Origin of the sequence: Corallococcus sp. CA041A, from assembly GCF_003612075.1 — a bacterium.
Classification (GTDB): Bacteria; Myxococcota; Myxococcia; order Myxococcales; family Myxococcaceae; genus Corallococcus; species Corallococcus exiguus.
Genome location: NZ_RAWF01000070.1, coordinates 16,900 through 37,362 on the forward strand (window position 1 = coordinate 16,900; position 20,463 = coordinate 37,362).

Consider the following 20,463-nt stretch of genomic DNA (forward strand, 5'->3'; position numbering starts at 1 on the left):
CCGGGTCGCGCCTAGATTCGCTGCCCGGCGAAAGGCAGCGTCAGGTGGTAGCCGTAGCGCCCGCGCCGCACGAGCAACAGCACGCTACGTCCCCGTCGCGCCGTCAGCAGGGCTTCACGGAAAGTGTCACCCGTGGGGACAGGCTGATTGTTCATCCGCAACAGCACGTCCCCCGGCTCCAGCCCAATCTCCGAGGCAGCCGAGCCCTGCCGCACGGACGCAATCGCCATCCCGCCCTTGCTCTCCTTCACTCGCAGTCCCAGCTTCTCCCACGCCAGGTTCTCAAGCAGGCGAGCTGGAAATTCGACCGGGGTCACCTGCACCGTGCGGTTGCCGCCTGCTCGGAAGAGCACCAAGGGGAAGACCGAGCGGGCAGGATAGCCGCGCACGCGCGAGTCGAAATCCTCCGCGTCCTGGATGCGCGAACCGCCCAGCTCCGCGACCACGTCTCCGCGCTGCACACCGGCCTGCGCGGCGGGGCTGTCCGGATCCACGTTCGTCACGATGACGCCGTACGTGCGGTCCCACCCGAGCCGCGCGGCCACCTGCGTGGGCAGGTCCGCCGTGTCCATGCCCACCCACGCGGGGCGCACCTTCCCGAAGCGCGTGAGCTCCTCCACGATGCGCCGCACCTTGTCCGCGGGGATGGCGAAGCCGATGCCCTGCCCGTTGGCGTAGATGGCCGTGTTGATGCCGATGATCTCCCCGTCCACGTTGAGCAGCGGCCCGCCGGAGTTGCCCGGGTTGATGGCCGCGTCCGTCTGCAGGAAGTCGTTGTAGACGCGGTCATCCGCGCGGAAGGTGCGGCCCGTGGCGGACACCACGCCCGCCGTGACGGTCTTGCTCAGGCCGAACGGACTGCCGATGGCGACCACCGTCTCGCCAATCATCAAGTCACTGCTGGTGCCCAGCTTCGCGGTGGGCAGGGGCTCCTTCGCGTTGACCTTGAGCACCGCCAGGTCGTTGTTCGCGTCACTGCCCACCACCTCCGCGTCGAAGGTGCGCCCGTCCGCGAGCACCACGTGGATGGCGGAGGCGCCCCGGATGACGTGGTCGTTGGTGACGATGATGCCGGACGGGTCGATGATGGCGCCGCTGCCCAGGCCGGTGATGCGCTGGCGCGTCTCCGGCTGCGCCATCCCCTGGCCGAAGAACTCCTCCAGCGGTGAGCGGGGCCGGCCCCGGAAGCGCGACTCCACCTCCTGTTCGGTGCCGATGTAGACGACCGCCGGGGAGACCTTCTGTACGACCTCCACCACGTCGCTGCGGCGCCGGGACAGGTCCGCGTGCGCCGGGAGCGCCAGCACGAGCCCCCACAGCAAGAGCCCCCACCGGATGTGTGCTGCCCTCATGCCTTCCTCCGTACGTCGCCGGGAATTGTCTCCCGGAAGACAGTCTGAATGTCGGGAAGGCCTCAGCCATTCCCTGGGTGTCTGGAAGCGGCGTCCCGCTCTTCATAGACCAGATGGTGCGGCCGTGATCGAACGCACTTTCAGGCAGAACGTCCTTGCCCTGGGCCGATTGCGGCGTTGGGGGAGCAAGGGCAGCCCTGGGAGTCCCGGCGCGGCGTGTTGCTGGCTGCCCGCGGGGGCCTTGGGAGTGGTTGCGCATGAGTCTCGTCCTGGTCGCGGATGACGAACCCGCGGTGCTGGAAGTCCTGAGCCAGGTGATTGAGGACCTGGGGCACGACGTGGTGCGCGCGCGCGATGGCGAGGAGGCCCTGGCGCTCGCGAGAATCCACCGGCCGCGGCTGGTGGTGACGGACCACATGATGCCGCGCATGAGTGGCATGGAGCTGTGCAGCCGGCTGAAGCAGGAGCCGGGCCTGCGCGAGGTGCCCATCATCCTGTTGAGCGCCGTGCTCCAGCAGGGTTCGCCGGATGCGTCCGCGTTCCTCAACAAGCCCTTTGAAATCACCGACTTCGAGGCGCTGGTCCACGACGTGCTAGCGAAGGCTCCCGCCGCGTCCCCGGAGCCCGCCACGCCCGTGGAGGCGCTGAGCCGCTGGGTGGCGCAGTCGCTCCAGGGCCCGCTGGAGGCCGCGAGGGATCAGCTGCGCACGCTTCGAGACCTGCCGCCGCCGAGCAAGAGCGCGGTGGAGGCGCTGGGCGCGCAGCTCCAGTCGCTGGAGCGGATGGGCCGCTACCTCCAGGACGCCGCCCGTCTGAGCTCCGGCAGCGTGACGTTGCGGCCGGTGGAGGGAGACCTGCGCCAGCCCCTGGAGGCCTCCGTCGCGCGGTGCCGCACCACGGGGCCGGGCGTGCCGGTGGAGGTGACGGTGCCCCCGGAAGCGGTGGGCCTGCGCTTCGACCCGGAGCGCCTGGAGCAGGTGTTCGACGTGCTCCTGTCGAACGCGGCAAGGCAGGGCGGGGTGCGCGTGGAGCTGAAGGCGTCCGCGGAGCAGGTGCTGGTGCGCGTGAGCGACCCGGGACCGGGCATCCCCGAAGCGGAGCTGCCCCGGCTGTTCCAGCCCTTCCCGGAGGGCCCCGCGCAGGGCGAAGCACTGGGGCTCTACGTGGCCTCGGAGCTGGCGAAGCTGCACGGCGGCGCGCTCTCCGCCGAGTCGCGCCCCGGGCAGGGCGCGACGTTCAGCGTGTCGCTGCCGCGCGTGGCCTGACGCCTCAGGCCTTCTGCGACTTCAGCATCCAGCCGATCATCTTGTAGAGCAGGCGGGCGCCCACGTTGGCGTCCCACTCGCTGCCTTCCGGGTCGGGTGCCACTTCGGTGAGGTCGAAGCCGACGATGGTGCGGCCCGAGCGCACGACGCCCGCGACGAGCGCGATGGCCTCCGGGAAGGACAGGCCGCCGGGGACGGGGGTGCCGGTGTTCGGGCACAGCACGGGGTCCAGGCCGTCGATGTCGAAGGACAGGTAGACCTGCTGCGGCAGCTTGTCGACGATCTGCTTCACCTGCTGGTTCCAGGGCAGGCCGTCGAAGCGGTTCTGCTGGAGGACGGCGTCGTAGAAGGCGTGGATGCGGCCGCCGGAGTTCTCGATGTAGCGGTGCTCGTTCTCGCTCATGTCGCGCAGGCCCACCTGGACCAGCGTCTTCACGCCCGGGATGCGCTCGCACACGTTGTAGAAGATGGACGCGTGCGACCAGGTGAAGCCCTCGTACGCGACGCGCAGGTCGGCGTGCGCGTCCAGGTGCAGCACGCCCATGCCGGGGTACTTCTCCGCGTGGGCCTGGACGATGCCGAAGGAGATGGCGTGATCGCCTCCCACGGCGGCCACGAGCTTGCCCTGTTCAATCCACTGCTTCGCGGTGCGGTAGACGTGGTCGTTGAGCTTCTCGCTGAAGCCGTTCACGTCCTTGGCGGCGGAGAGCAGCTCGGCCTCGCCGGACTCGATGCCGCCCGCTTCGATGACGAGTAGGGCACGCTCCTTGGCGCGCTCGTTCCACGTGTGCAGTTCGGCGGGGGCCTCCAGCATGGCGATGCCGCGCTCGTAGGGCCGGCCGGTCTCCACGTCGAAGAGGTCCACCTGCTTGCTGGCCTCCAGCAGGGCGGCGGGGCCGTTGGACGTGCCGCCGCCGTAGCTGGTGGTGGCCTCGAAGGGCACGGGGATGACGACGACGTGGGCGTCGTCGGGAGAGTGGGGGAGGCCGAAGATGCCGGAGCCCGGCTGCGCGGCGGCGGCGGGGTCGAAGTGGGTAGCCATGGCGGCGCAGGATACGGTTCCGCTCCCGGGGCGCAATGGCTTCGGTGGCGCCTGGCTGCCCTCAGGGGGGAAAGGCCTTCATGAACTTGCGCGCATGCTCCGAGTTGGGCCCCTGGATTCCCAACCGCATGTAGAGGTCGTACTCCTTCCGCGCCTCCTTCACCCGTCCCAGGTTCTCGTAGGTGTTGGCCAGCGCGAATCGGCACTTACCGCTGTCCGGCTCCGCCTCCACGCAATCGCGAAAAGAGGACAAGGCATCCGTGGGCCGCCCCAGTTCGAGGAAGGCCCTGCCCTTGGAATAGGCCGCGTCCGCCACATCGGAGGAGCGCTTGTGCTGCTCGCCCGAGCGCATGACCCACGTCAGCACCAGCACGCCGAGCAATGCACCGCCTCCCATGATGAGGCCGTTGCGCCAGTGGTGACTCCAGCGGGGCCTGGCCAGGACTTCAGGCGGCACGGGGGGAGGATTCTCCTCGGGCGCGTCTTGGGGAACCCGGGGCGGGCCTGGGGGAACCAGCTCCGCGGGGAGCACGGGCCACTCGTGCATCGCGGGCGAAGGCGGAGTGGACTCGGTGTCCACGATGGCGCGACTGGCCAGCAGCCGTTCGTCGCGCCAGGTCTGGAGCTGCCGGAGGAAGGGATCCGGAATGGAGACGGGCCGGTGCTGGGTGGCCAGCTGTTCCTGGAAGCACCACGCCATGAACAGCTTCCGGGCATGGGTGGGGAGGCGCGGCGCGTGGGAACCCAGCCAGTCCGACAGGGATTGCTGCAGCGCCTCCGCGCTCCGGTAGCGCTCGTCTGGAGAGGGCATGAGGGCCCGCTTCAGGATGGAGAGCAGGTCCTCGTCCAGGCCCGGGTTGAGGCTGCGCGCTGGCGTGTGCCGGCCCTCGGTGGCGCGCTGGAAGATCTCCAACTCGTTGCCGGTGATGGGCCGCTCGCCACAGAGCAGTTCAAACAGGACGACGCCCACCGCGTAGACATCCGCGCGCGCGTCCGCGGGCCACTGTTTGAGCTGTTCCGGTGCCAGGTAGGAGTACTTGCCCTTGACGACCCCGACCTCCGTCTCCGGCCGACCCGCGAGCCGCGCCTTGGCGATGCCGAAGTCGGAGACCTTCACCTCGCCCTCGTAGCTCACGAGGACGTTGTCGGGAGAGATGTCCCGGTGCACGAGACCCAGGGGCTCGCCCTGTTCATCCGTGCGGGTATGGGCATGGTGCAGGCCCCGGCACAGCTCGATGACGGTGCTCACCGCGAGCGGCGCGGGCATCCAGGGCATTCCCCGGGCCTTGAGCTGCTTCATCACGCGGGACAGCGGCTGGCCGTCCACGAACTCCATGGCCAGGAAGTACTCGCCCTCCACCTGCCCGAAGTCGAATACCTGGACGATGTTGCCGTGGTTGAGCCCCACGGAGATGCGCGCCTCATTGAGGAACATCTCGACGAAGGCGGGGTTGTCCGCGTACTCGCCCAGGACGCGCTTGATGACGACGGTCTTGGTGATGCCCGGGCCCGCCGTGTATTTCCCCCGGTAGACCATGGCCATTCCCCCGGCGCCCAGGCGCTCCAGGAGCTCGTACCGGCCAAAGGGGAGAGGCTGCGTCGCGCTCACCCGGGTCACGGTAGCAAAGGGAGACGAAGGCCGGAAACTCCGGCATCCCCAGCAGTCCAGGTCTCAACGTGACGGAAAGGACACACATGGCAACCCGGAAGAAGACGGTGGCGAAGCGCAAGGGAGGGCTCACGGTGGACGACGTGCGCGAAATGGCGCTGGCGCTGCCTTCGACGGAGGAGCGCCCCTCCTACGGAACGCCCGGGTTCCGGGTGAGCGACAAGCTCTTCGCGCGGGTGCTGGATGACGACTCCATCGTCATCAAGGTGGATTTCGACCACCGCGAGGCCCTGCTGGATTCCAAACCAGACATGTTCCAGGTGACGCCGCACTACCAGGATTGGCCCATGGTCATCGTGCGTCTGAGGACCGTGAATCGGCGCCTGCTGCAGGCCCTGCTCAAGGAGGCCTGGCGCCGCTGCGCCTCCGCCAAGGTGCTCAAGGCGCTGGAGCCCGCCGCGGCTGCTCCCAAGCGAGCGGTGAAGAAGGCTCCCGCCCGCAAGCGAAGCGTGTAGCGGCTTCAGTCCCAGCGAACGACGATCTTGCCCACGGTGCTGTTGCCCGCCATCCGCTCCAACCCGGAGCGGAGCTCCGTCATGGGCAACACGGCATCCACCACGGCCTTCAGGGCGCCGGAGTCGAACAGGGGCAACAGCTGCCGCTCCGCCACCTGCGTGAGCAGCATCTTCTCCTCCGCGGGCCGGCTGCGGAGCACCGTCCCCTTGATCGTGAGCCGCTTGCGCATCACCGGACCCAGGTCCAGCTCCGCGCGCGCGCCCGCCACCGAGCCCACCTGCATCAGCCGCCCTCGGGGCGCCATGGCCTTCACCGACTCCGGCAGGTACGCGCCGCCCACCAGGTCCAGGCACACGTCCGCGCCCCGGTTCTCGGTCGCCGCGAGCACCGCGTCCGCGAACACCGGTGGGTTGCTCTCACACCGCACCGTCTGGCCCACGCCCCACTCGGAGGCCCGGGCCAGCTTCTCCGCGCTCCGGCCCGTGCCCACCACCCGCACGCCCATGGCCCGGCAGAGCAGCGCCGCGGCGGAACCCACGCCGCTCGCCACCGCGTGCACCAACACCGTCTCCCCGGGCCTCAGGTCCGCCTGGAGCACCAGCGCGTCATACGCCGTGAGGTACGCCTCCGGCAGCGCCGCCGCGTCCGCGAAGTCCAGCCCGCGAGGCATGCGCAGCACCTCGCGCTCGTGCGTGGTGATCACCTCGCTCCACGCGCCGCCACCCACCAGCCCCATCACCCGGTCGCCCGGCTGGAACTTGCGTGCGCGCGGGCCCACCGCCACCACTTCACCCGCGTACTCCAGGCCCGGCACGTCCTGGGGCACGTCCGGCGGCGGCGGATAGGCACCGCGCACCTGGAGCAGGTCCGCCCGGTTCAGCGCGCTCGCCCGCACCCGCACCTGCACGTCGTAGGGCCCTGGCACCGGCTCCGGCCGCTCGTCGAACGCGAGGACCTCCGGACCGCCCGGCTTCGTGATGCGCACGACCTTCATGACCTGCCCCCTTCCGCGAGAAAACACACCACCGCTACAACAACAACCGCGTCACCAATCCGAAGTACGCCAGCAGCGTCACGTTGTCGGACACCGCCAGCACCAGCGGCGCCGACGCCAGGTGCGGATCCACCTTCAGCTTCTTGAAGAGGAACGGCAGCACGCCCCCCAGGCACGACGCCAGCGTGGCGGACACCGTCACCGCCACGAACAGCGCCAGGGGAAAGCCGAACCCCGGCGAATAGAAGCGCCCCAGCAGCGCCACCACCGCCGCCGCCATCAGCCCGGCCAGGCTCGCGGCCAGCACCTCGCGCGTCACCACCTTCCGGTCCACCTCTCCGTGCGTGACCATCGACACCGAGACCGCCGTCGTCTGCACGCCCAGGCTCTCCGACAGCACCAGCACCATGGGGATGAAGGCGCTCACCACCACCAGCTCCGCCACCGTGTGCTCGAACAGGCGCGTCGTCGTGGCCGCCAGGAACCCGCCGGCGATGTTCACGAGCAGCCATGGGAAGCGCTTGAGCGCCATGCGCCCCGGCCGCGTCTCGCTCGCCTCGCCCTTGGGCAGGCCCACGAAGCGGTAGACCTGGTCGCGCACGCGGCCCTCCACCTCGTCGAAGAGCGTGTCGGAGAACGCGTCCACGAACTGGCTCATCTCCACCACGCCCACGATGCGCCCCTCCGCGTCCACCACCGGGAAGGCCAGGAAGCGGTAGGTGACGAAGAAGTCCTCCACCAGCGCGTCGGAGGCGTCCACCGGCAGCTTCACCACCCGCGTGAACATCAGCGACGCGATGCGCTCGTCGGGCGCCGCGCGGATCAGCTTGCGGATGGGCACCACGCCCACCAGCCGGCCAGCCGGGTCGCACGCGTAGCAGTAGAAGATCTCCCCCGTGCCGGGGTGGGCGCGCAGCTTCTCCAGCGCCTGGGCGACCGTGTCCTCCACGCCCACCGCGGTGAAGTCCCGGGACAGCCGGTCGCCCTGCAGCAGCGTGTGAGCGGTCTCCGGAGGCATCTGCACGAGTCGGGGCACGAAACGTCCTGGCCCGCCGGAGCGTCAAGGCTTATCTAGGACTCCATCCGCCATGCCACTCACGCCGTGTCCCATCTGTCAGAAGCCGGTGCCTCCTCGGCCGGAGAACACCTCCCATCCCTTCTGCTCCCGCCGCTGCCGCGCCGTCGACCTGGGCCGCTGGCTGGGTGAGGAGTACCGCGTGCCCGACCGTCAGGCCGAGCAGCAGGAGGACGAGCTCCCCTCCGACGGCGAGCCGCGCCGCCACGACGCCTGAGCCGTTGCCGCCGTCCAGCGCTGGAAGATTCCCGGACCGCTTGAACGACAGGGCAGGGGAGCGTGCCACCGGAAGGCCCGCGCCCGTGCGCCCCGGAGGGCAGGGGATGGGCGTGCCGCTGGAGTCGCGGGGAGAGTGACGCTATACCCGCCTGCCGTGAAACGCGCCGTCAACCTCATCGCCAGCCTGCTCGTCACAGTTGCCTTCATGTGGTGGGCCTTCCGGGACACGGACGTGTCCACGCAGGTCGCCAGCCTCAAGGCGGCCAACTACGCGTGGATCCTGCCGTATTGCGTGTGTCTCACCTTCGTCCACGTGTTCCGCACGTTGCGCTGGGGGGCGCTGCTGTCCGGCCTGGAGCGCATCCCGTTCCGCAAGCTGAACGAAGCGTCCGGCATCGGCTTCATGATGCTGCTGGTGCTGCCGTTCCGGCTGGGTGAGTTCGCGCGGCCCTTCCTCATCGCCCAGCGCAGCTCCATCCGCCGCAGCGCGGCCATGACGTCCGTGGTGCTGGAGCGCATCGTGGACGGCCTCTTCGTCGCGGCGATGTTCCGCGTGCTGCTCTTCTTCGTCCCGACGGAGACCCCCGAGGTCCGGTACGTGAAGCTGGGCGCGTGGCTGATGTTCGCCGTGTTCGGCGGCGGCCTGATGTTCCTGCTCCTGGGCTTGTGGCAGCAGGAGCGCACGGTGCGGCTGGTGCGCGCCACCGTGGGCCGCTTCTCCCCGGGCGTCGCGGACAAGGTGGCGGACATCGTGGACACCTTCGTGGGGGCCATGCGCCAGCTCCCCGATCGCAAGCACATCGTCCTCTTCTTCGTCTACACGGTCGCCTACTGGGGCGTGAACGGCCTGGGCATGGCGCTGCTCGCGCGCGCCTTCGACTGCTCCGGCGCGGCGGCGGGCACGGCCTGCGAGCCCATGAACCTGTCGCTGTTCCAGTCCTACATCGTGATGTGCGTGCTGGTGGTGGGCGTGATGATCCCCGCCGCGCCCGGGATGATGGGCACCTTCCAGGCCGCCACCAAGGTGGGCCTGGGGTTGTTCATGCCCGCCGCGATGGTGAACGCGCACGGGCTCGCCTACGCGAACGTGCTGTGGCTGTGCCAGACGTTCCAGCAGATCGGCTTCGGACTCATCATGCTGTCCATCAGCCACATGTCCTTCCGTGAGCTGGCGGGGAAGATGAAGAAGGACGACGACACCTCGGTCAGCCGCTCGCCGGTAGCCTGAGGCCTCTTCGCCGCTACGGGGCGGGCTGCGTGGCCTGCCCTCCGTCGGTCGGTGGTGCAAACGCGGGAGGCACCTGCTGGGCGCGCACGCTGTTCTTCACCTGTTCGGTGACGGCGGCGGGATCCACGGTGCCCTTGAACGTCCCGAAGGGCGTCTCGATGCGCTGCTCGTGCTTGCCGTCGGTGCCCGGCGGGCCGCACCAGGCCTTGGTGGAGTCCTTCAGCGAGGCCACGGGCGTGTGCACCGCGGTGCGCGTCTCCGTGGTGGACTTGGCCACGAGCACGTGGTCGCGCATCAGCACGCAGTGGTCCTCGTCGAAGTACCAGGCCGCCGAACCGTCCGCGAACTCCTGCGCCCGCGCCGGTCCCCTGCCCATGGTGTCCGCCACCTGGGCGGCCGTCATGCCGGGGTAGAGCTTCTCGAAGCCGGGGGTGGCGCAGCCGGTGGTGGCCAGCGCGAGCATCGCGGACAGCAGGGAGGGACGCATCAGGGGGCGCGGCTCCTGGAAGGAGAGGCGATCCACCCTAGCGTGTTCCTCCCGGACCGCTCCAGGTGGGCCTGGAGGCGATGACGGGAGGATTACAGCTCCTGCTCCAGCCAGCGCCACAGCCGCTCACTCAGCAGGCGGGCACGGCGGCGGAGCAGGGGGCCGCTCACGACTCGCCTTCCGTCTTGGCGGGGATGCGGCCGTACTTGGACAGCAGGTCCTCCACGGCCTCACGCAGGTACTCGCTCTGGTGGATGCGGGTGCGCCGCGCCAGCTCGCGCAGCTTGTGCACCTGCTCCTCGGGAACGAGGACGTGGGTGGAGACGATGTCGGCCTCGGGGCTTCGGACCTCACCGGGTTCCACCGCGGGCGGGGACGACGGAGCGTCGGGGCTCAGCGGGCTGGCGCTTCCATCCTGCATCGGGCTTCCTCCAGGAATGCTGCTACAGGCCGCTACCGACCTGGCGTGGGCATTAGGGGGTCGGCCTCTCGTGCCGTCAAAAAAAGGAACACGCGACGGGCCGGGTTGACTTGAAACCCGGTGCGCTGTTACTCGCGCATCCACGTAAGGGGAGTAGTTCCCGCCCGGCAGACAGGGGCGGAGGGGCGCTCGACACACTGGCTGGTGACAGCCCGGGCCCCCATCTCGTGAAGCGCGCGAGACGAACGAGACCTTCGGACAGGGATAACGCTCCCTGGCCGAGGTCCGTCGTGCGCGCTCCTCCCTGAAGCGCTCCACCCCACGACATCCTCCGCGCCAGGAACTGGGATGGGGTGCCATCGTGTCGTTGGAAGCAATCGTCGGTTCATTCGTGCTCGTCGCCGCCAGTGAGATGGGGGACAAGACCCAGCTGTTGGCGTTCTCGCTGGCGTCCAGGTTCCGCAAGCCGTGGGTGGTGCTGGGCGGCATCTTCGTGGCCACGGTGGCCAACCACGCGCTGGCGTCATCGGTGGGCACATGGGTGTCCACGCACGTCCCCGCGCGGGTGATGGCGCTGGTCCTGGCGGTGTTGTTCCTGGGCTTCGGTCTGTGGACGCTCAAGCCCGACACGCTGGATGACGACGGCGGAAAGCCCCCACGCTTCGGCGCCTTCCTCACCACGGTGGCGCTCTTCTTCATGGCGGAGATGGGGGACAAGACGCAGCTGGCCACCATGGCGGTGGCGGCGCGCTACCAGGCGCCGGTGCTGGTGACGCTGGGGACGACAGCGGGGATGCTGGTGTCGGACGGCCTCGCGGTGTTCCTGGGCGATCGGTTGTCCGGGCGGGTGAACATGAAGTACGTGCGGTGGGTGACCGCCGCGCTCTTCTTCCTCTTCGGCCTCGTGTCGCTCTGGACGGCCTGGCGCGGCTGAGGCTTCGCGAAGGGCCCCGGCGCGCAGGGACGCCGGGGCTTCGCGGTGAGGACTACTTCAGGCTCGCCGTGTCGATGACGAAGCGGTAGCGCACGTCGTTCTTGAGCATGCGCTCGTAGGCTTCGTTGATCTTCTGGATGGGGATGACCTCCACGTCGGAGGCGACCTGGTGCCTGGCGCAGAAGTCGAGCATCTCCTGCGTCTCACGGATGCCGCCAATCATCGAGCCGCCCAGCTTGAGCCGGCGGGGGATGAGCGAGAAGGCCGCCAGCGGCGTGGGCGTCTCCGGCGCGCCGACGATGATCATCGTGCCGTCCGTCTTCAGCAGGCTCAGGTAGGCGTTGTAGTCATGCTGCGCGGAGACGGTGTCCAGGATGAAGTCGAAGGACCGCCGCAGCTTCTTGAACGTCGCCTTGTCGGACGTGGCCTCGAAGTGCGTGGCGCCCAGGGCGAGCGCGTCGTCGCGCTTGGAAGGCGAGGTGCTCAGCACCGTCACCTCCGCGCCCATCGCCTTGGCCAGCTTCACGGCCATGTGGCCCAGGCCGCCCAGACCCACGACGGCCAGCTTGCTGCCGGCCTTCACGCCGTAATAGCGCAGCGGCGAATACGTGGTGATGCCCGCGCACAGGAGCGGCGCGGCGCGGTCCAGGGGGATGCCCTCCGGGATGCGCACCACGTACTTCGCGTCCACGGTGATGTGCGTGGAGTAGCCGCCGTAGGTGGGCTGGCCGTCGTATTCACGGCCGTTGTAGGTGTTCACCGCGCCGCGCTCGCAATACTGCTCGTCGCCCGCGAGGCACTGGGGGCACTCGCGGCACGAGTCCACGAAGCAGCCCACGCCCACGGCGTCACCGACCTTGAACGTGGTGACGGCGCTGCCCACCTGGGACACCTTGCCGACAATTTCGTGGCCCGGGACCATGGGGAAGAGGGCGCCGCCCCACTCGTCGCGAGCCTGGTGGATGTCGGAGTGGCACACGCCGCAGTACTGGATGTCGATGAGCACATCCTGGGGACGCGGCTCGCGGCGCTCCACGGTGAAGGGGCCGAGCGCGGCCTTCGCGCTGGGTGCGGCATAGGCAGGGGTCGAGGGCAAGGAAGGCTCCTGATGGGAAACGAAGTAGGGGCGCCAATTTAGCGACGCCGGGTCCACCGTGCCGGGTGAACGTCAGGACAAGTGGACCTGCCCGGGGAGCGTCGGAGAGACTCCGCGCCCATGAGCCAGGAACGTCTGCAGCAATCCCTGTCCGCGGGTCCCCATCACCTCCTCTCCCGTCTGGTCGGCACGTGGGAGGGCGTCGCGCGCACGTGGTTCCAGCCCGACAAGGTGGAGGATGAGTCGCCCATCACCGGCACCTTCCGGAGCGTGCTCGACGGCCGCTTCGTGGTGTACGAGTACACGTCCTCCTTTGGGGGCAAGCCGCTGTCCGGCATTGCGACGCTGGGCCATCACCTGGACGGGAAGCAGTTCACCATGTCGTGGGTGGACACCTTCCACGTCGGCACGGACATCATGGGCCTGCAGGGAGAGGCCGGGGTGAGCGACCGTTTCTCCGTCACCGGCAGCTACTCCACCGGTGAGCAGTCGCCCCGCTGGGGCTGGCGCGTGGACATCGAGTTGACCGGTCCGGATGCGCTGGTCATCACGCACTTCAACATCGAGCCGGGTGAAGCACCGCAGAAAGCCATTGAACTTCAGTACAAGCGCCGGAGCTGAAGGGCGCCCGAGGTGTCTGGGATGGGCCGGGCGGCTGATGTATCACTGCCCGGCGCCGCGCGCTTTCCGCCGGTGCTCACCCAGAGCCCACCCCATGCACCTGAAGACACTCTTCGCCAGCCTCGCCGTCGGTACCCTCCTCGCAGCCTGTGGCGGAGTGGAGACGGAGGAGGGGACGAGCGATCAGACGCCGTCGCTGGCCACCTCCGAGCAGGGACTCTGTGAGGGCTATGACGCCGGCGCGCGCCGCTGTTCCGTGCGGTGCACCGCCAACGGTCCCTGGTTCCTCTACGAGCCCGGCATCCTCTACTACGGCGAGTGCCAGGCGCATGGCGCGTCCTACTGCGGCCGCACGCCGTCCGCGACGTGCTGGAGCTTCTGAAACACCGCAGGCATGGCATGACGCGGCCCGGTAATTCGAGGAGAGTGGCATAGGTCGTTAAAGCGTGATTTGTCGTGATTGAATACATTCTTCATGGTATGGGTCGGAGCGCCGCGCATCTTTCGCCGGCATCATCCGAAAGGACCCCCCATGCATGTGAAGACGCTCATCGCCAGCCTCGCGTTTGGTTCGCTCCTGATGGCCTGTGGCGGAATGGAGCCGGAGATGGAGGCGCAGGCCTCCGACCCTCAGGCTCCTTCCCTCGCCACGACGGAGCAGGGGCTCTGTGACGGCTGGGACAACGGCGCGCGCCGCTGTTCGTTCAAGTGCACGTCCACCAGCGGGTGGATCACCCTGGACACGCCGGTCGCGAAGAACAACTGCCAGGCCACCGGCGACTCCGTGTGTGGCCGTCACGCGTACGGCGCCTGCTGGAGCTACTGAAAACCTATTGCCCGGAATTGGATTTCCGGGTGGTCGACACCCATCCCGAAAAGGACCCATCCCCATGCAGATCAAGACCCTCGTTGCCAGCCTCGCGTTCGGTTCCCTCCTGATGGCCTGTGGTGGAATGGAGACGGAGGAGTCCGTGACCCAGACTCCGTCCATCGTCACGTCCGAGCAGCCTCTCTGTGAGGGCTGGGACGACGGCGCGCGCCGCTGTTCCTTCAAGTGCACGTCCACCAGCACCTGGCTCACCCTCACCGACAACGTTCCCAAGGGCGGGTGTCAGGAGCGGGCCAACCACTACTGTGGCCGGACCGCCTACGGCGCCTGCTGGAGCTTCTGAGCCAGAAGCCGCGCCTCGTGACGTCCGGCATCCGTCCAGTCCTCGGTGAATGAGAGGGATTGGAGCCCCTGGAGCAGGGTGGGCAGTTCGCCCTCCTCCAGGAGGAAGCGCGCGGACGGATGCGGATGGCGTTGCAGGTTGCGCCGGGTGGGCTGGGCGAAGACGAACAATCCACCCGGTGCGAGCAGCCGTGGCACGGCGGCGAAAAGCGGCCGCCAGAGGTAGTTCAAACACACGACCAGGTCGAACGGACCGGGCGGCAACGCATCGGACTCCAGGTCCAGGCGCAGGCGCGTGAGGGTCACGCCCGCGTCGCGCGCCAGTGCTTCCGCCTGCGCCAGCGCCACGTCGGAGATGTCCACCAGGGTGACGTCCAGCCCGCGCTTCGCGAGCCAGCACGCGTCGTGTCCCGCTCCGCCGGCCAGGTCGAGCGCCCGGCCCGCGTGAGGCAGCCGGTCCTCGAGCGAGCGGAGGAAGGCGGATGGCTCCCGCTGAGCAGTGGCCTGCTGGTACTTGTCGTTCCAGCGCTGGCGATCCTCCTGGGACATGGCGCGGCTCCTACTTCCCGGTCATCAGCCCGTTGAGGGACGGGTAGCTGGCGGCGGCTTCGAACAGGCTCGCGGAGTGTCCCTCGCGGAGGAAGGTAGAGGCGAGCGCCCCGGCCCGGCCCCAGATGGCCTCCGGGATGGCGGAGCCCGCGCTGAGCCGCCGCACACCCAGCCGCTGCAGCTCCGCCGGAGCGGGCAGGTCCTGCCGCGCGAGCACGTTCACAGGCAGCGAGGTGCCCCGGGTGATGGCCTGGATCTCGGCTGCGTCCGTGACGCCCGCGGCGAAGAGTCCATCGGCGCCGGCCTGCTGGTAGCGGGCGGCACGGGCCAGGGTCTCCTCCACGCGGCGCTCGGGCGGCACGAGCTTGCGCAGGTAGACGTCCGTGCGCGCGTTGACGAAGACATCCACGCCCAGGCGCGCGCCCACCTGCTTCACGCGTTCAATCTTCGCGGCGAGCAGCTCCGGAGGACCGCTGCCGTCCTCGATGTTGCAGCCCACGGCGCCCTCGGACAGGAGGCGGGCCACGTTCTTCGCGGCGGTGGCCGGATCGTCCGAGTAGCCCGCTTCGGCGTCCACGGTGAGGGGGACCTGGATGGCGCGGGCGATGGTGCGAACCGTGTGGACGAGCGCGTCCACGGGCAGCGCGTTGCCGTCCGGGTAGCCCAGCGCCCAGGCGATGCCGGCGCTGGTGGTGGCGATGGCCTTCGCACCCAGGCTCTCGAAGAGGCGGGCGCTGCCGGCATCCCAGACGTTCGGAAGCATGAGCAGATCAGCGCCCTGGTGCAGTGCGCGGAACGTGGCGGCGGTGGCTGGACGGGTGGTCATGCGTGGGAGCTCCGGTGACGGGGTGAGAGGGATTCAGGCGTGGGTCTGCTCATGGTCGAGCAGCCAGCGTTTGCGTTCCAGGCCTCCTGCATAACCAGTGAGCGAGGAATTGGCACCGACAACGCGATGGCACGGGACGACGATGCTGATGGGATTTGCGCCATTGGCCAGGCCCACGGCGCGGATGGCCTTGGGGCGTCCGATGCGTTCGGCGAGCCGGCCGTAGGTGGTCGTCGTTCCCGCGGGAATCTCCCGGAGGGCGCGCCAGACCTCGCGCTGGAAGGGCGTGCCGCCGGTCTCCACGGGGAGGGCAGCGATGGCGCTCAGGTCTCCGCGCAGGTACGCCTGGAGCGCGGAGGTGCGGCCGGAAGGGTCGCGCGCGGGTTCGAGGACGCAGCCGTTCTCGCCGTAGTGCAGGCGCAGGAGCCGGTGCATACGGGCCTCGTAGCCCTCCCAGTCCAGCGCGCGCAGGCGGCCTTCCTCATCACAGACGAGGAGCGCCACGCCGGCGGGAGTGGGCGAGGAATCGATGAAGAAGCGCGGACGGTCAGGCATGGGCTTTCCGGCGGGGAGGAGCGGTGGGAAGGCGCCGCGCTCGGGTGTTGGTTCGAGAATCCGGCTTGGGCTCACGGGCCTGGAGGGCCACCGAGGTCCAGAGATGCTGGGCCGCGTATGCGCGCCAGGGGCTCCAGGCTTCGGCGCGTTGGAGGAGCGCTTCGGGCGTGGGGCGTGGGCCCCCTGCTTCCGTCGCGGCGCGAAGCAGGGCGACGTCGGAGGCGGGAAAGGCATCCGTCTCCCGGACGGCACGGAGCGCGATGTACTGGGCGGTCCATTCGCCAATGCCGGGCAGGCGCGTGAAGCGGGCGACGGTGTCCGCGAGCGACGGGCCGGGCTGGAACAACGTCGGATCCGCCGCGACCGCCGCGGCGAACTGGGAGATCGCCCGGGCTCGCGCGGCCGGCATGCCCATGCCGGTGAGGTCCGCCGCGGCGAGGACTTCGGGACGGGGGAAGGCGCGCTGGAGGCGGGCATCACCGGTGAGTGCCGGGTCCAGGCTTTCGCCATGCGCGGCCATGAGCCGCTGTCCCAGCTGCCTCGCGGCGGTGGTTGTCACCTGCTGACCCAGGATGGCTCGGACCGCCAGCTCGAAGCCGTCCCAGCCGCCCGGGGCGCGAAGGCCGGGACGCGCGGCGAGGAGCGGTGCGAGCAGGGCATCCGTCGACAGGTGCGCGCGGATGGCCTCCACGTCCGCGCCCACGTCGAAGACGCGCCGGACCTGGGCGACGACGGAGGGCAGCATCCGCACGTCGCTGACACGCAGGGTGGCGCGCAGGGCGTCGAGCCCCGGTGCGGGCGACACCTCCACGGCTCCCTGGCCCCAGGCGTTCGTGAACGTCCGCAGATAGCGGCCGGGCTCGACGTGCTCCATGCCAGTGAAGGCGCGGGCCGTCAGCCAGGCCACCATGGCGTCCCAGTCGTAGGGCGGCCGGTAGGGGATGAGGAGCGTCACCTCGGGGCCGGCGGATGTCACTGGAGCGGCCCGGGAACGGCGGAGGGCGCCCGGAGGCCGGCCGTAGAGCGACTGGAAGACGGCGTTGAAGCGCCGGACGCTGCCGAATCCGGACGCGAGGGCGACCTCCGCCATGGGCAGGGCGGTCTCGTGGATGAGCTGACGGGCGAAGAGCACGCGGCGCGTCTGGGCCACGGCAACTGGTGAGGCACCCAGGTGTTGGTGGAACAGCCGTCGCAGCTGCCGGTCCCCGACGCCGAGCCGGTCCGCCAGCACCTCGACGCTGGCCTCGTCGGCATCCAGCAGGCCGTCCGCGATGAGCGCCAGTGCACGCGAGACGGTGACGGAAGTGCCCCGCCAGGGAGCCAGTGAGGGCGAGGTCTCGGGCCGGCAGCGGAGGCACGGCCGGAAGCCCGCTTCCTGGGCCGCGGCGGCGGTGGGGTAGAAGGTGCAGTTCTCGAAGCGGGGCGCGCGGGCCGGGCAGATGGGGCGGCAGTAGATGCGCGTCGTCTTCACGGCGGTGAAGAACCGCCCGTCGAAGCGGGAGTCCCGCGTCGTCAGCGCGCGGTAGCAGGCGGTGGGGTCCAGGCCGTCCATGAGGGGAACGTCCCACGGCGGGCCCTGGATGTCTGGCCGTTTTCGGACGTGGACGTTTCGCCCCTGGGACAGGCCTGCCGGCGGCCCGCCTACCACCTCACCGTCAGCGCGGTCGTCCCCCCTGAGTCGATGGTCGCGGTCGTCTCGTGGCGGCCCAGCGCGGCGTGCTCCAGCAGGACCTGGACCTTCGTTCCGTCGATGCGGACCGCCGGTGTCGGGGACATGCCTACGAATGCGCCGTTGATCCACACGCGGGCGCGCGGAATGGCGATGACCTTCACGCGCGTGGGGGCCTTCTCGAGCTCCCGCCATCCACCGCCGCCGCCTCCTCCTCCTCCACCACCGTGGCAGTGATAGCCCCCCGTGGCCCGTACGTTGTGACAGCCGGAGCTGTTGGTCCGCCCCGGATGGGCCCACGCGAGGTGTGAACACACCAACCCCGCGACGACACCCAGGCCCAGCGCCACCTTCCTGCCGAGTCTCATGGCTCCACCCGTCCCATCTGTGCTTCGACCAGCGTGTCGTCGTGCCATCCCAGCAGGGCCGTGTGCCGGCCCAGGCGCACCGTGACATGGACCACGCCCTTGCCCGCATGCACGAGGTCCTTCGCGGCGAACTCCTGGCCCGTGAATCGCTTCGCGGCAATCTGGAGCGCCGCGGGCGACAGCCCCGCCTGACCATGGTCAGGCGCGGTGACATAGAGGCCACGGGTCATGCCCTGACCGACGAACAGGTACGTGAGCGTTCCCGGAGGCGCGTCCACCACGCGGAACACGTCCGAGCGCTGCATCTCCAGTCCGGAGGGACCGAGCTGTGCCTGGGCGACCTCCACGGGTTCCCCGAGGGGAAAGCGATTGCGCAGCAACGCCTCCCTGCGGCCGAGGAGCGCGGCCCTCGCGGCGGTCATTTCAGCGTCGCTTCCGAGCACCGAGAGCAGTGCGCCTACATCCTCGTCCGCGGTTCGCAGCTCGCGCAGCGAAGCGCCGAGCCCTCCTGAGTGGGCCGTAGCCGCTGCCATCCGGGTGAGCTCCGCGCCTCGGAAGGAGGCAAGGGCCGTCCGCGCCGTTTCACCCGTGTCGACCGCCACCGCGGCGTGGAGGGCCGTGGCGCGGCAGCGAACATCGCGGGCAGGGCATGCGTGTTCCTGCCGCAGGTGAGCCTGGGTGATCAGCGGCTCGGGACGTTCGGAGACGAGCGTTCGGGCCTGGATGCGAGACAGGACCTGGATGGCCTCGGCCAGGTCTCCCTTCTCCAGCGCGGCCTTGCCCTTCGCGATGCGGAAGTCCTCCAGCTTCGCGCGAAGTCCGTCCATGACGGAGGCCGGAGCACGCTCGGAGGACAGGGCCGTCAGCTCCGCCTCCACCGGTGCCTCCTCGCCACGTTCCAGCGCGGAGCGCGCCCAGGCCTCGCGCAGCTTCACGCGTTCGGCCTCCAGCGGCCCTGTGCCTTGACCGGAGCCCACGTAGTGGCGGATGAGCTTCAGGGCGTCGCGATTGTCCATGCCCTGGAGCCGCGCGAGCACGAACGCGTTCCGTGCCTCGATGTACTCGGGGCTGGATTCACCGCGGGCCTCCAGCAGGTCGGCATGCAGCTCGGCTTGACGGAGCTGGCCTGTGGCCGTCAGGCGGACCAGCTCCGGGACCGAAGGACGGATGAAGAGGAAGCATCCGGCGAGGACGAGCGCGCAGAGTCCTGTCAGCCCGATGCCAATCCGGTCGTGCCACCGCGCGGGGGACTTCGCGCCACTGGCGCGTCGACGGCGCAGCGCGGTCGCGGCCCACCACCAGGTCCCGGGCCAGAGTCCGAAGATCGCCAACATGGCGAGCGCGCTCTGATCCGGCTCTGCGTAGAACGCGTGCCGTCCGATGAAGGCGGAGACCAGGAAGGGCATGCCGAAGAAGCCCGCCATGGCCACGCCCATCAGGGCCCCGACGCGCCGGTGGAAGGCGGAGGTGTCGCGGGCCTTGGTGGGTTGGAGGTCGCGTCCCAGCAGGTGGATGAAACCCGGCCTGCCCGCGAATTCGAAACAGACGGTCGCGGACGGGGCTTCAAAGACATCCAATGACTGGGAAAGGATTCTCCCGCGCAGTGGTTCGAACTCAGGCTCCAGCGAGGAACGCGCGGCGATGAAGCCCGCGGACCGGGCCTCATCTCCCAGCGCGGAGTCGGGCAGGGGACCTGCGTGCTCCACGGAAGACAGGGCACGCGCTCCCGGCCATTGGAGTGCCCGCTGCGTATCCTCCAACAGGCCCTTGTGCGCGGAGACGGCCTTCGCATCCGGCCACGCACGCACCTGGGTCCGTTCGACGGTCGAGACCTTCAGCCACCGGCGGAGCGTCCCCGAGCCCCGGCAGGTGTGGCAGCCCACCATGCCCTTCGTGCAGCGGACGCACTTCTTCGTGCCCTTTCCCCGGCACTCCGTGCAGTTCACCATCCGGTAGCTCTTGCGCGCCCGGCTCATCCGCCGGCCGGATCCGCCGCAGCCGGAGCAGCTCGCGCGAAGGGAGCCACTGCACGTGGGGCACGTCACCGCTCCGGCGCCGTGGCAGTCCCCGCACACGGCAAGGTGGGATGACTTTTCGGCCAATGCCTCCGGAGACGCGCTCCACAGGTCCAGTGTGTCGAGTGAGACTGGGGGCGTGGAGCGGGAGCTCCGGGCCGTGTTCGTGCCGCCCGCATAGGCCTCTTCTGCCCAGGTGCCGGTGCGGACGGCATACCGGGTGACGAGCCGCCCGTAGCGGAGCACGGACGCGTCAACCCGGGTGATGAGGTCCGCGAAACCAAGGGGGCCCAGCCGCCAGCGCGCCCAGCGGACGGCCGCGGCCCGGGCCTTCGAGTGGATTTCCTCGTCCAGCATCGTGCGGACTCCCCCCGGAGCGTGGGTGCTGCGCGTCGGGACAGGGGGAATCGGACCGTGCCGGGAGGGGCCCTGGCAATCCCCCGGAAGGGGG

The 20,463-nt window shown here is 69.7% G+C and carries 23 protein-coding genes; 9 read left to right on the plus strand and 14 right to left on the minus strand.

The genetic code is table 11. The features are described from left to right. Positions 1-11: 11 nt before the first annotated feature. The gene (locus D7V77_RS14895; protein WP_120576949.1) at positions 12-1,352 is read right to left on the minus strand and encodes a trypsin-like peptidase domain-containing protein; all 1,341 of its coding nucleotides are present in this window, start codon (positions 1,350-1,352) and stop codon (positions 12-14) included. Positions 1,353-1,609: 257 nt separating this feature from the next. Between D7V77_RS14895 and D7V77_RS14900 the strand changes: the two genes are divergently transcribed. Further along, entirely contained in the window at positions 1,610-2,617 is a 1,008-nt protein-coding gene (locus D7V77_RS14900) for a hybrid sensor histidine kinase/response regulator (RefSeq protein ID WP_120576950.1), read from the plus strand. Positions 2,618-2,621: 4 nt separating this feature from the next. Here D7V77_RS14900 and D7V77_RS14905 read toward each other — a convergent pair whose 3' ends face one another. Then, complete coding sequence (locus D7V77_RS14905) at positions 2,622-3,659, minus strand: agmatinase family protein (RefSeq protein ID WP_120576951.1); 1,038 nt, start codon at positions 3,657-3,659, stop codon at positions 2,622-2,624. A gap of 61 nt (positions 3,660-3,720) precedes the next feature. Further along, positions 3,721-5,268 (minus strand): protein kinase, encoded by a 1,548-nt coding sequence (locus D7V77_RS14910; protein ID WP_147452070.1) that lies wholly within the window; start codon positions 5,266-5,268, stop codon positions 3,721-3,723. Between the two features lie 86 nt (positions 5,269-5,354). On the opposite strand from D7V77_RS14910, the gene D7V77_RS14915 reads away from it, so the two are divergent. Then, the gene (locus D7V77_RS14915) at positions 5,355-5,783 is read left to right on the plus strand and encodes an MmcQ/YjbR family DNA-binding protein (protein WP_120576953.1); all 429 of its coding nucleotides are present in this window, start codon (positions 5,355-5,357) and stop codon (positions 5,781-5,783) included. Between the two features lie 5 nt (positions 5,784-5,788). Here D7V77_RS14915 and D7V77_RS14920 read toward each other — a convergent pair whose 3' ends face one another. Together D7V77_RS14920 and D7V77_RS14925 are read right to left on the minus strand one after the other, a co-directional pair. Then, the gene (locus D7V77_RS14920) at positions 5,789-6,778 is read right to left on the minus strand and encodes an NAD(P)H-quinone oxidoreductase (protein WP_120576954.1); all 990 of its coding nucleotides are present in this window, start codon (positions 6,776-6,778) and stop codon (positions 5,789-5,791) included. Between the two features lie 34 nt (positions 6,779-6,812). Continuing rightward, positions 6,813-7,814, minus strand: a complete 1,002-nt coding sequence (locus tag D7V77_RS14925) for a magnesium transporter (protein WP_120576955.1) — start codon at positions 7,812-7,814, stop codon at positions 6,813-6,815. 52 nt (positions 7,815-7,866) lie between these two features. On the opposite strand from D7V77_RS14925, the gene D7V77_RS14930 reads away from it, so the two are divergent. Continuing rightward, positions 7,867-8,070, plus strand: a complete 204-nt coding sequence (locus tag D7V77_RS14930) for a DNA gyrase inhibitor YacG (RefSeq protein ID WP_120576956.1) — start codon at positions 7,867-7,869, stop codon at positions 8,068-8,070. Positions 8,071-8,226: 156 nt separating this feature from the next. Further along, entirely contained in the window at positions 8,227-9,300 is a 1,074-nt protein-coding gene (locus D7V77_RS14935; RefSeq protein WP_120576957.1) for a lysylphosphatidylglycerol synthase transmembrane domain-containing protein, read from the plus strand. A 13-nt stretch (positions 9,301-9,313) separates the two neighbouring features. Here the strand turns inward: D7V77_RS14935 and D7V77_RS14940 are convergent, their stop codons facing one another. Together D7V77_RS14940 and D7V77_RS14945 are read right to left on the minus strand one after the other, a co-directional pair. Continuing rightward, a complete protein-coding gene (locus tag D7V77_RS14940) occupies positions 9,314-9,787 on the minus strand; it encodes a hypothetical protein (protein WP_120576970.1) in 474 nt (157 codons plus the stop codon). A 166-nt stretch (positions 9,788-9,953) separates the two neighbouring features. Further along, positions 9,954-10,208, minus strand: coding sequence for a ribbon-helix-helix domain-containing protein (locus tag D7V77_RS14945; RefSeq protein WP_120576958.1), 255 nt, complete (start codon positions 10,206-10,208; stop codon positions 9,954-9,956). Positions 10,209-10,575: 367 nt separating this feature from the next. Here D7V77_RS14945 and D7V77_RS14950 point away from each other — a divergent pair, with 367 nt between their 5' ends. Next, the gene (locus D7V77_RS14950) at positions 10,576-11,142 is read left to right on the plus strand and encodes a TMEM165/GDT1 family protein (protein ID WP_120576971.1); all 567 of its coding nucleotides are present in this window, start codon (positions 10,576-10,578) and stop codon (positions 11,140-11,142) included. A 52-nt stretch (positions 11,143-11,194) separates the two neighbouring features. Here D7V77_RS14950 and D7V77_RS14955 read toward each other — a convergent pair whose 3' ends face one another. Beyond that, positions 11,195-12,238 carry an NAD(P)-dependent alcohol dehydrogenase gene (locus D7V77_RS14955; RefSeq protein WP_120576959.1) on the minus strand — a complete coding sequence of 348 codons (1,044 nt, stop codon included), beginning with the start codon at positions 12,236-12,238 and terminating at the stop codon, positions 11,195-11,197. A gap of 120 nt (positions 12,239-12,358) precedes the next feature. Between D7V77_RS14955 and D7V77_RS14960 the strand changes: the two genes are divergently transcribed. From D7V77_RS14960 to D7V77_RS14975, 4 genes are all read left to right on the plus strand, one after another. Continuing rightward, the gene (locus tag D7V77_RS14960) at positions 12,359-12,859 is read left to right on the plus strand and encodes a DUF1579 domain-containing protein (RefSeq protein WP_120576960.1); all 501 of its coding nucleotides are present in this window, start codon (positions 12,359-12,361) and stop codon (positions 12,857-12,859) included. A gap of 94 nt (positions 12,860-12,953) precedes the next feature. Continuing rightward, the gene (locus D7V77_RS14965) at positions 12,954-13,241 is read left to right on the plus strand and encodes a hypothetical protein (RefSeq protein ID WP_120576961.1); all 288 of its coding nucleotides are present in this window, start codon (positions 12,954-12,956) and stop codon (positions 13,239-13,241) included. A 150-nt stretch (positions 13,242-13,391) separates the two neighbouring features. After that, positions 13,392-13,685 carry a hypothetical protein gene (locus D7V77_RS14970; protein ID WP_120576962.1) on the plus strand — a complete coding sequence of 98 codons (294 nt, stop codon included), beginning with the start codon at positions 13,392-13,394 and terminating at the stop codon, positions 13,683-13,685. A 64-nt stretch (positions 13,686-13,749) separates the two neighbouring features. Further along, a complete protein-coding gene (locus D7V77_RS14975; RefSeq protein WP_120576963.1) occupies positions 13,750-14,031 on the plus strand; it encodes a hypothetical protein in 282 nt (93 codons plus the stop codon). On the opposite strand, the gene D7V77_RS14980 is transcribed toward D7V77_RS14975, so the two are convergent. The 6 genes from D7V77_RS14980 to D7V77_RS15005 all read right to left on the minus strand — a co-directional run bounded on the left by D7V77_RS14980 (position 14,007) and on the right by D7V77_RS15005 (position 20,369). Then, positions 14,007-14,579 carry a bifunctional 2-polyprenyl-6-hydroxyphenol methylase/3-demethylubiquinol 3-O-methyltransferase UbiG gene (locus D7V77_RS14980; RefSeq protein WP_120576964.1) on the minus strand — a complete coding sequence of 191 codons (573 nt, stop codon included), beginning with the start codon at positions 14,577-14,579 and terminating at the stop codon, positions 14,007-14,009. The genes D7V77_RS14975 and D7V77_RS14980 overlap by 25 nt on opposite strands. Before the next feature lie 10 nt (positions 14,580-14,589). Continuing rightward, positions 14,590-15,405, minus strand: a complete 816-nt coding sequence (locus D7V77_RS14985; protein ID WP_120576965.1) for an isocitrate lyase/phosphoenolpyruvate mutase family protein — start codon at positions 15,403-15,405, stop codon at positions 14,590-14,592. 33 nt (positions 15,406-15,438) lie between these two features. Further along, a complete protein-coding gene (ogt, locus tag D7V77_RS14990; RefSeq protein WP_199733787.1) occupies positions 15,439-15,960 on the minus strand; it encodes a methylated-DNA--[protein]-cysteine S-methyltransferase in 522 nt (173 codons plus the stop codon). Continuing rightward, positions 15,953-17,512 carry an AlkA N-terminal domain-containing protein gene (locus tag D7V77_RS14995; protein ID WP_120576966.1) on the minus strand — a complete coding sequence of 520 codons (1,560 nt, stop codon included), beginning with the start codon at positions 17,510-17,512 and terminating at the stop codon, positions 15,953-15,955. Before D7V77_RS14995 ends, ogt begins: the two co-directional genes overlap by 8 nt. 89 nt (positions 17,513-17,601) lie before the next feature. Beyond that, a complete protein-coding gene (locus D7V77_RS15000) occupies positions 17,602-17,997 on the minus strand; it encodes a YHYH domain-containing protein (RefSeq protein WP_120576967.1) in 396 nt (131 codons plus the stop codon). Continuing rightward, positions 17,994-20,369, minus strand: coding sequence for a hypothetical protein (locus D7V77_RS15005; protein WP_120576968.1), 2,376 nt, complete (start codon positions 20,367-20,369; stop codon positions 17,994-17,996). Before D7V77_RS15005 ends, D7V77_RS15000 begins: the two co-directional genes overlap by 4 nt. Between the last annotated feature and the right edge of the window lie 94 nt (positions 20,370-20,463).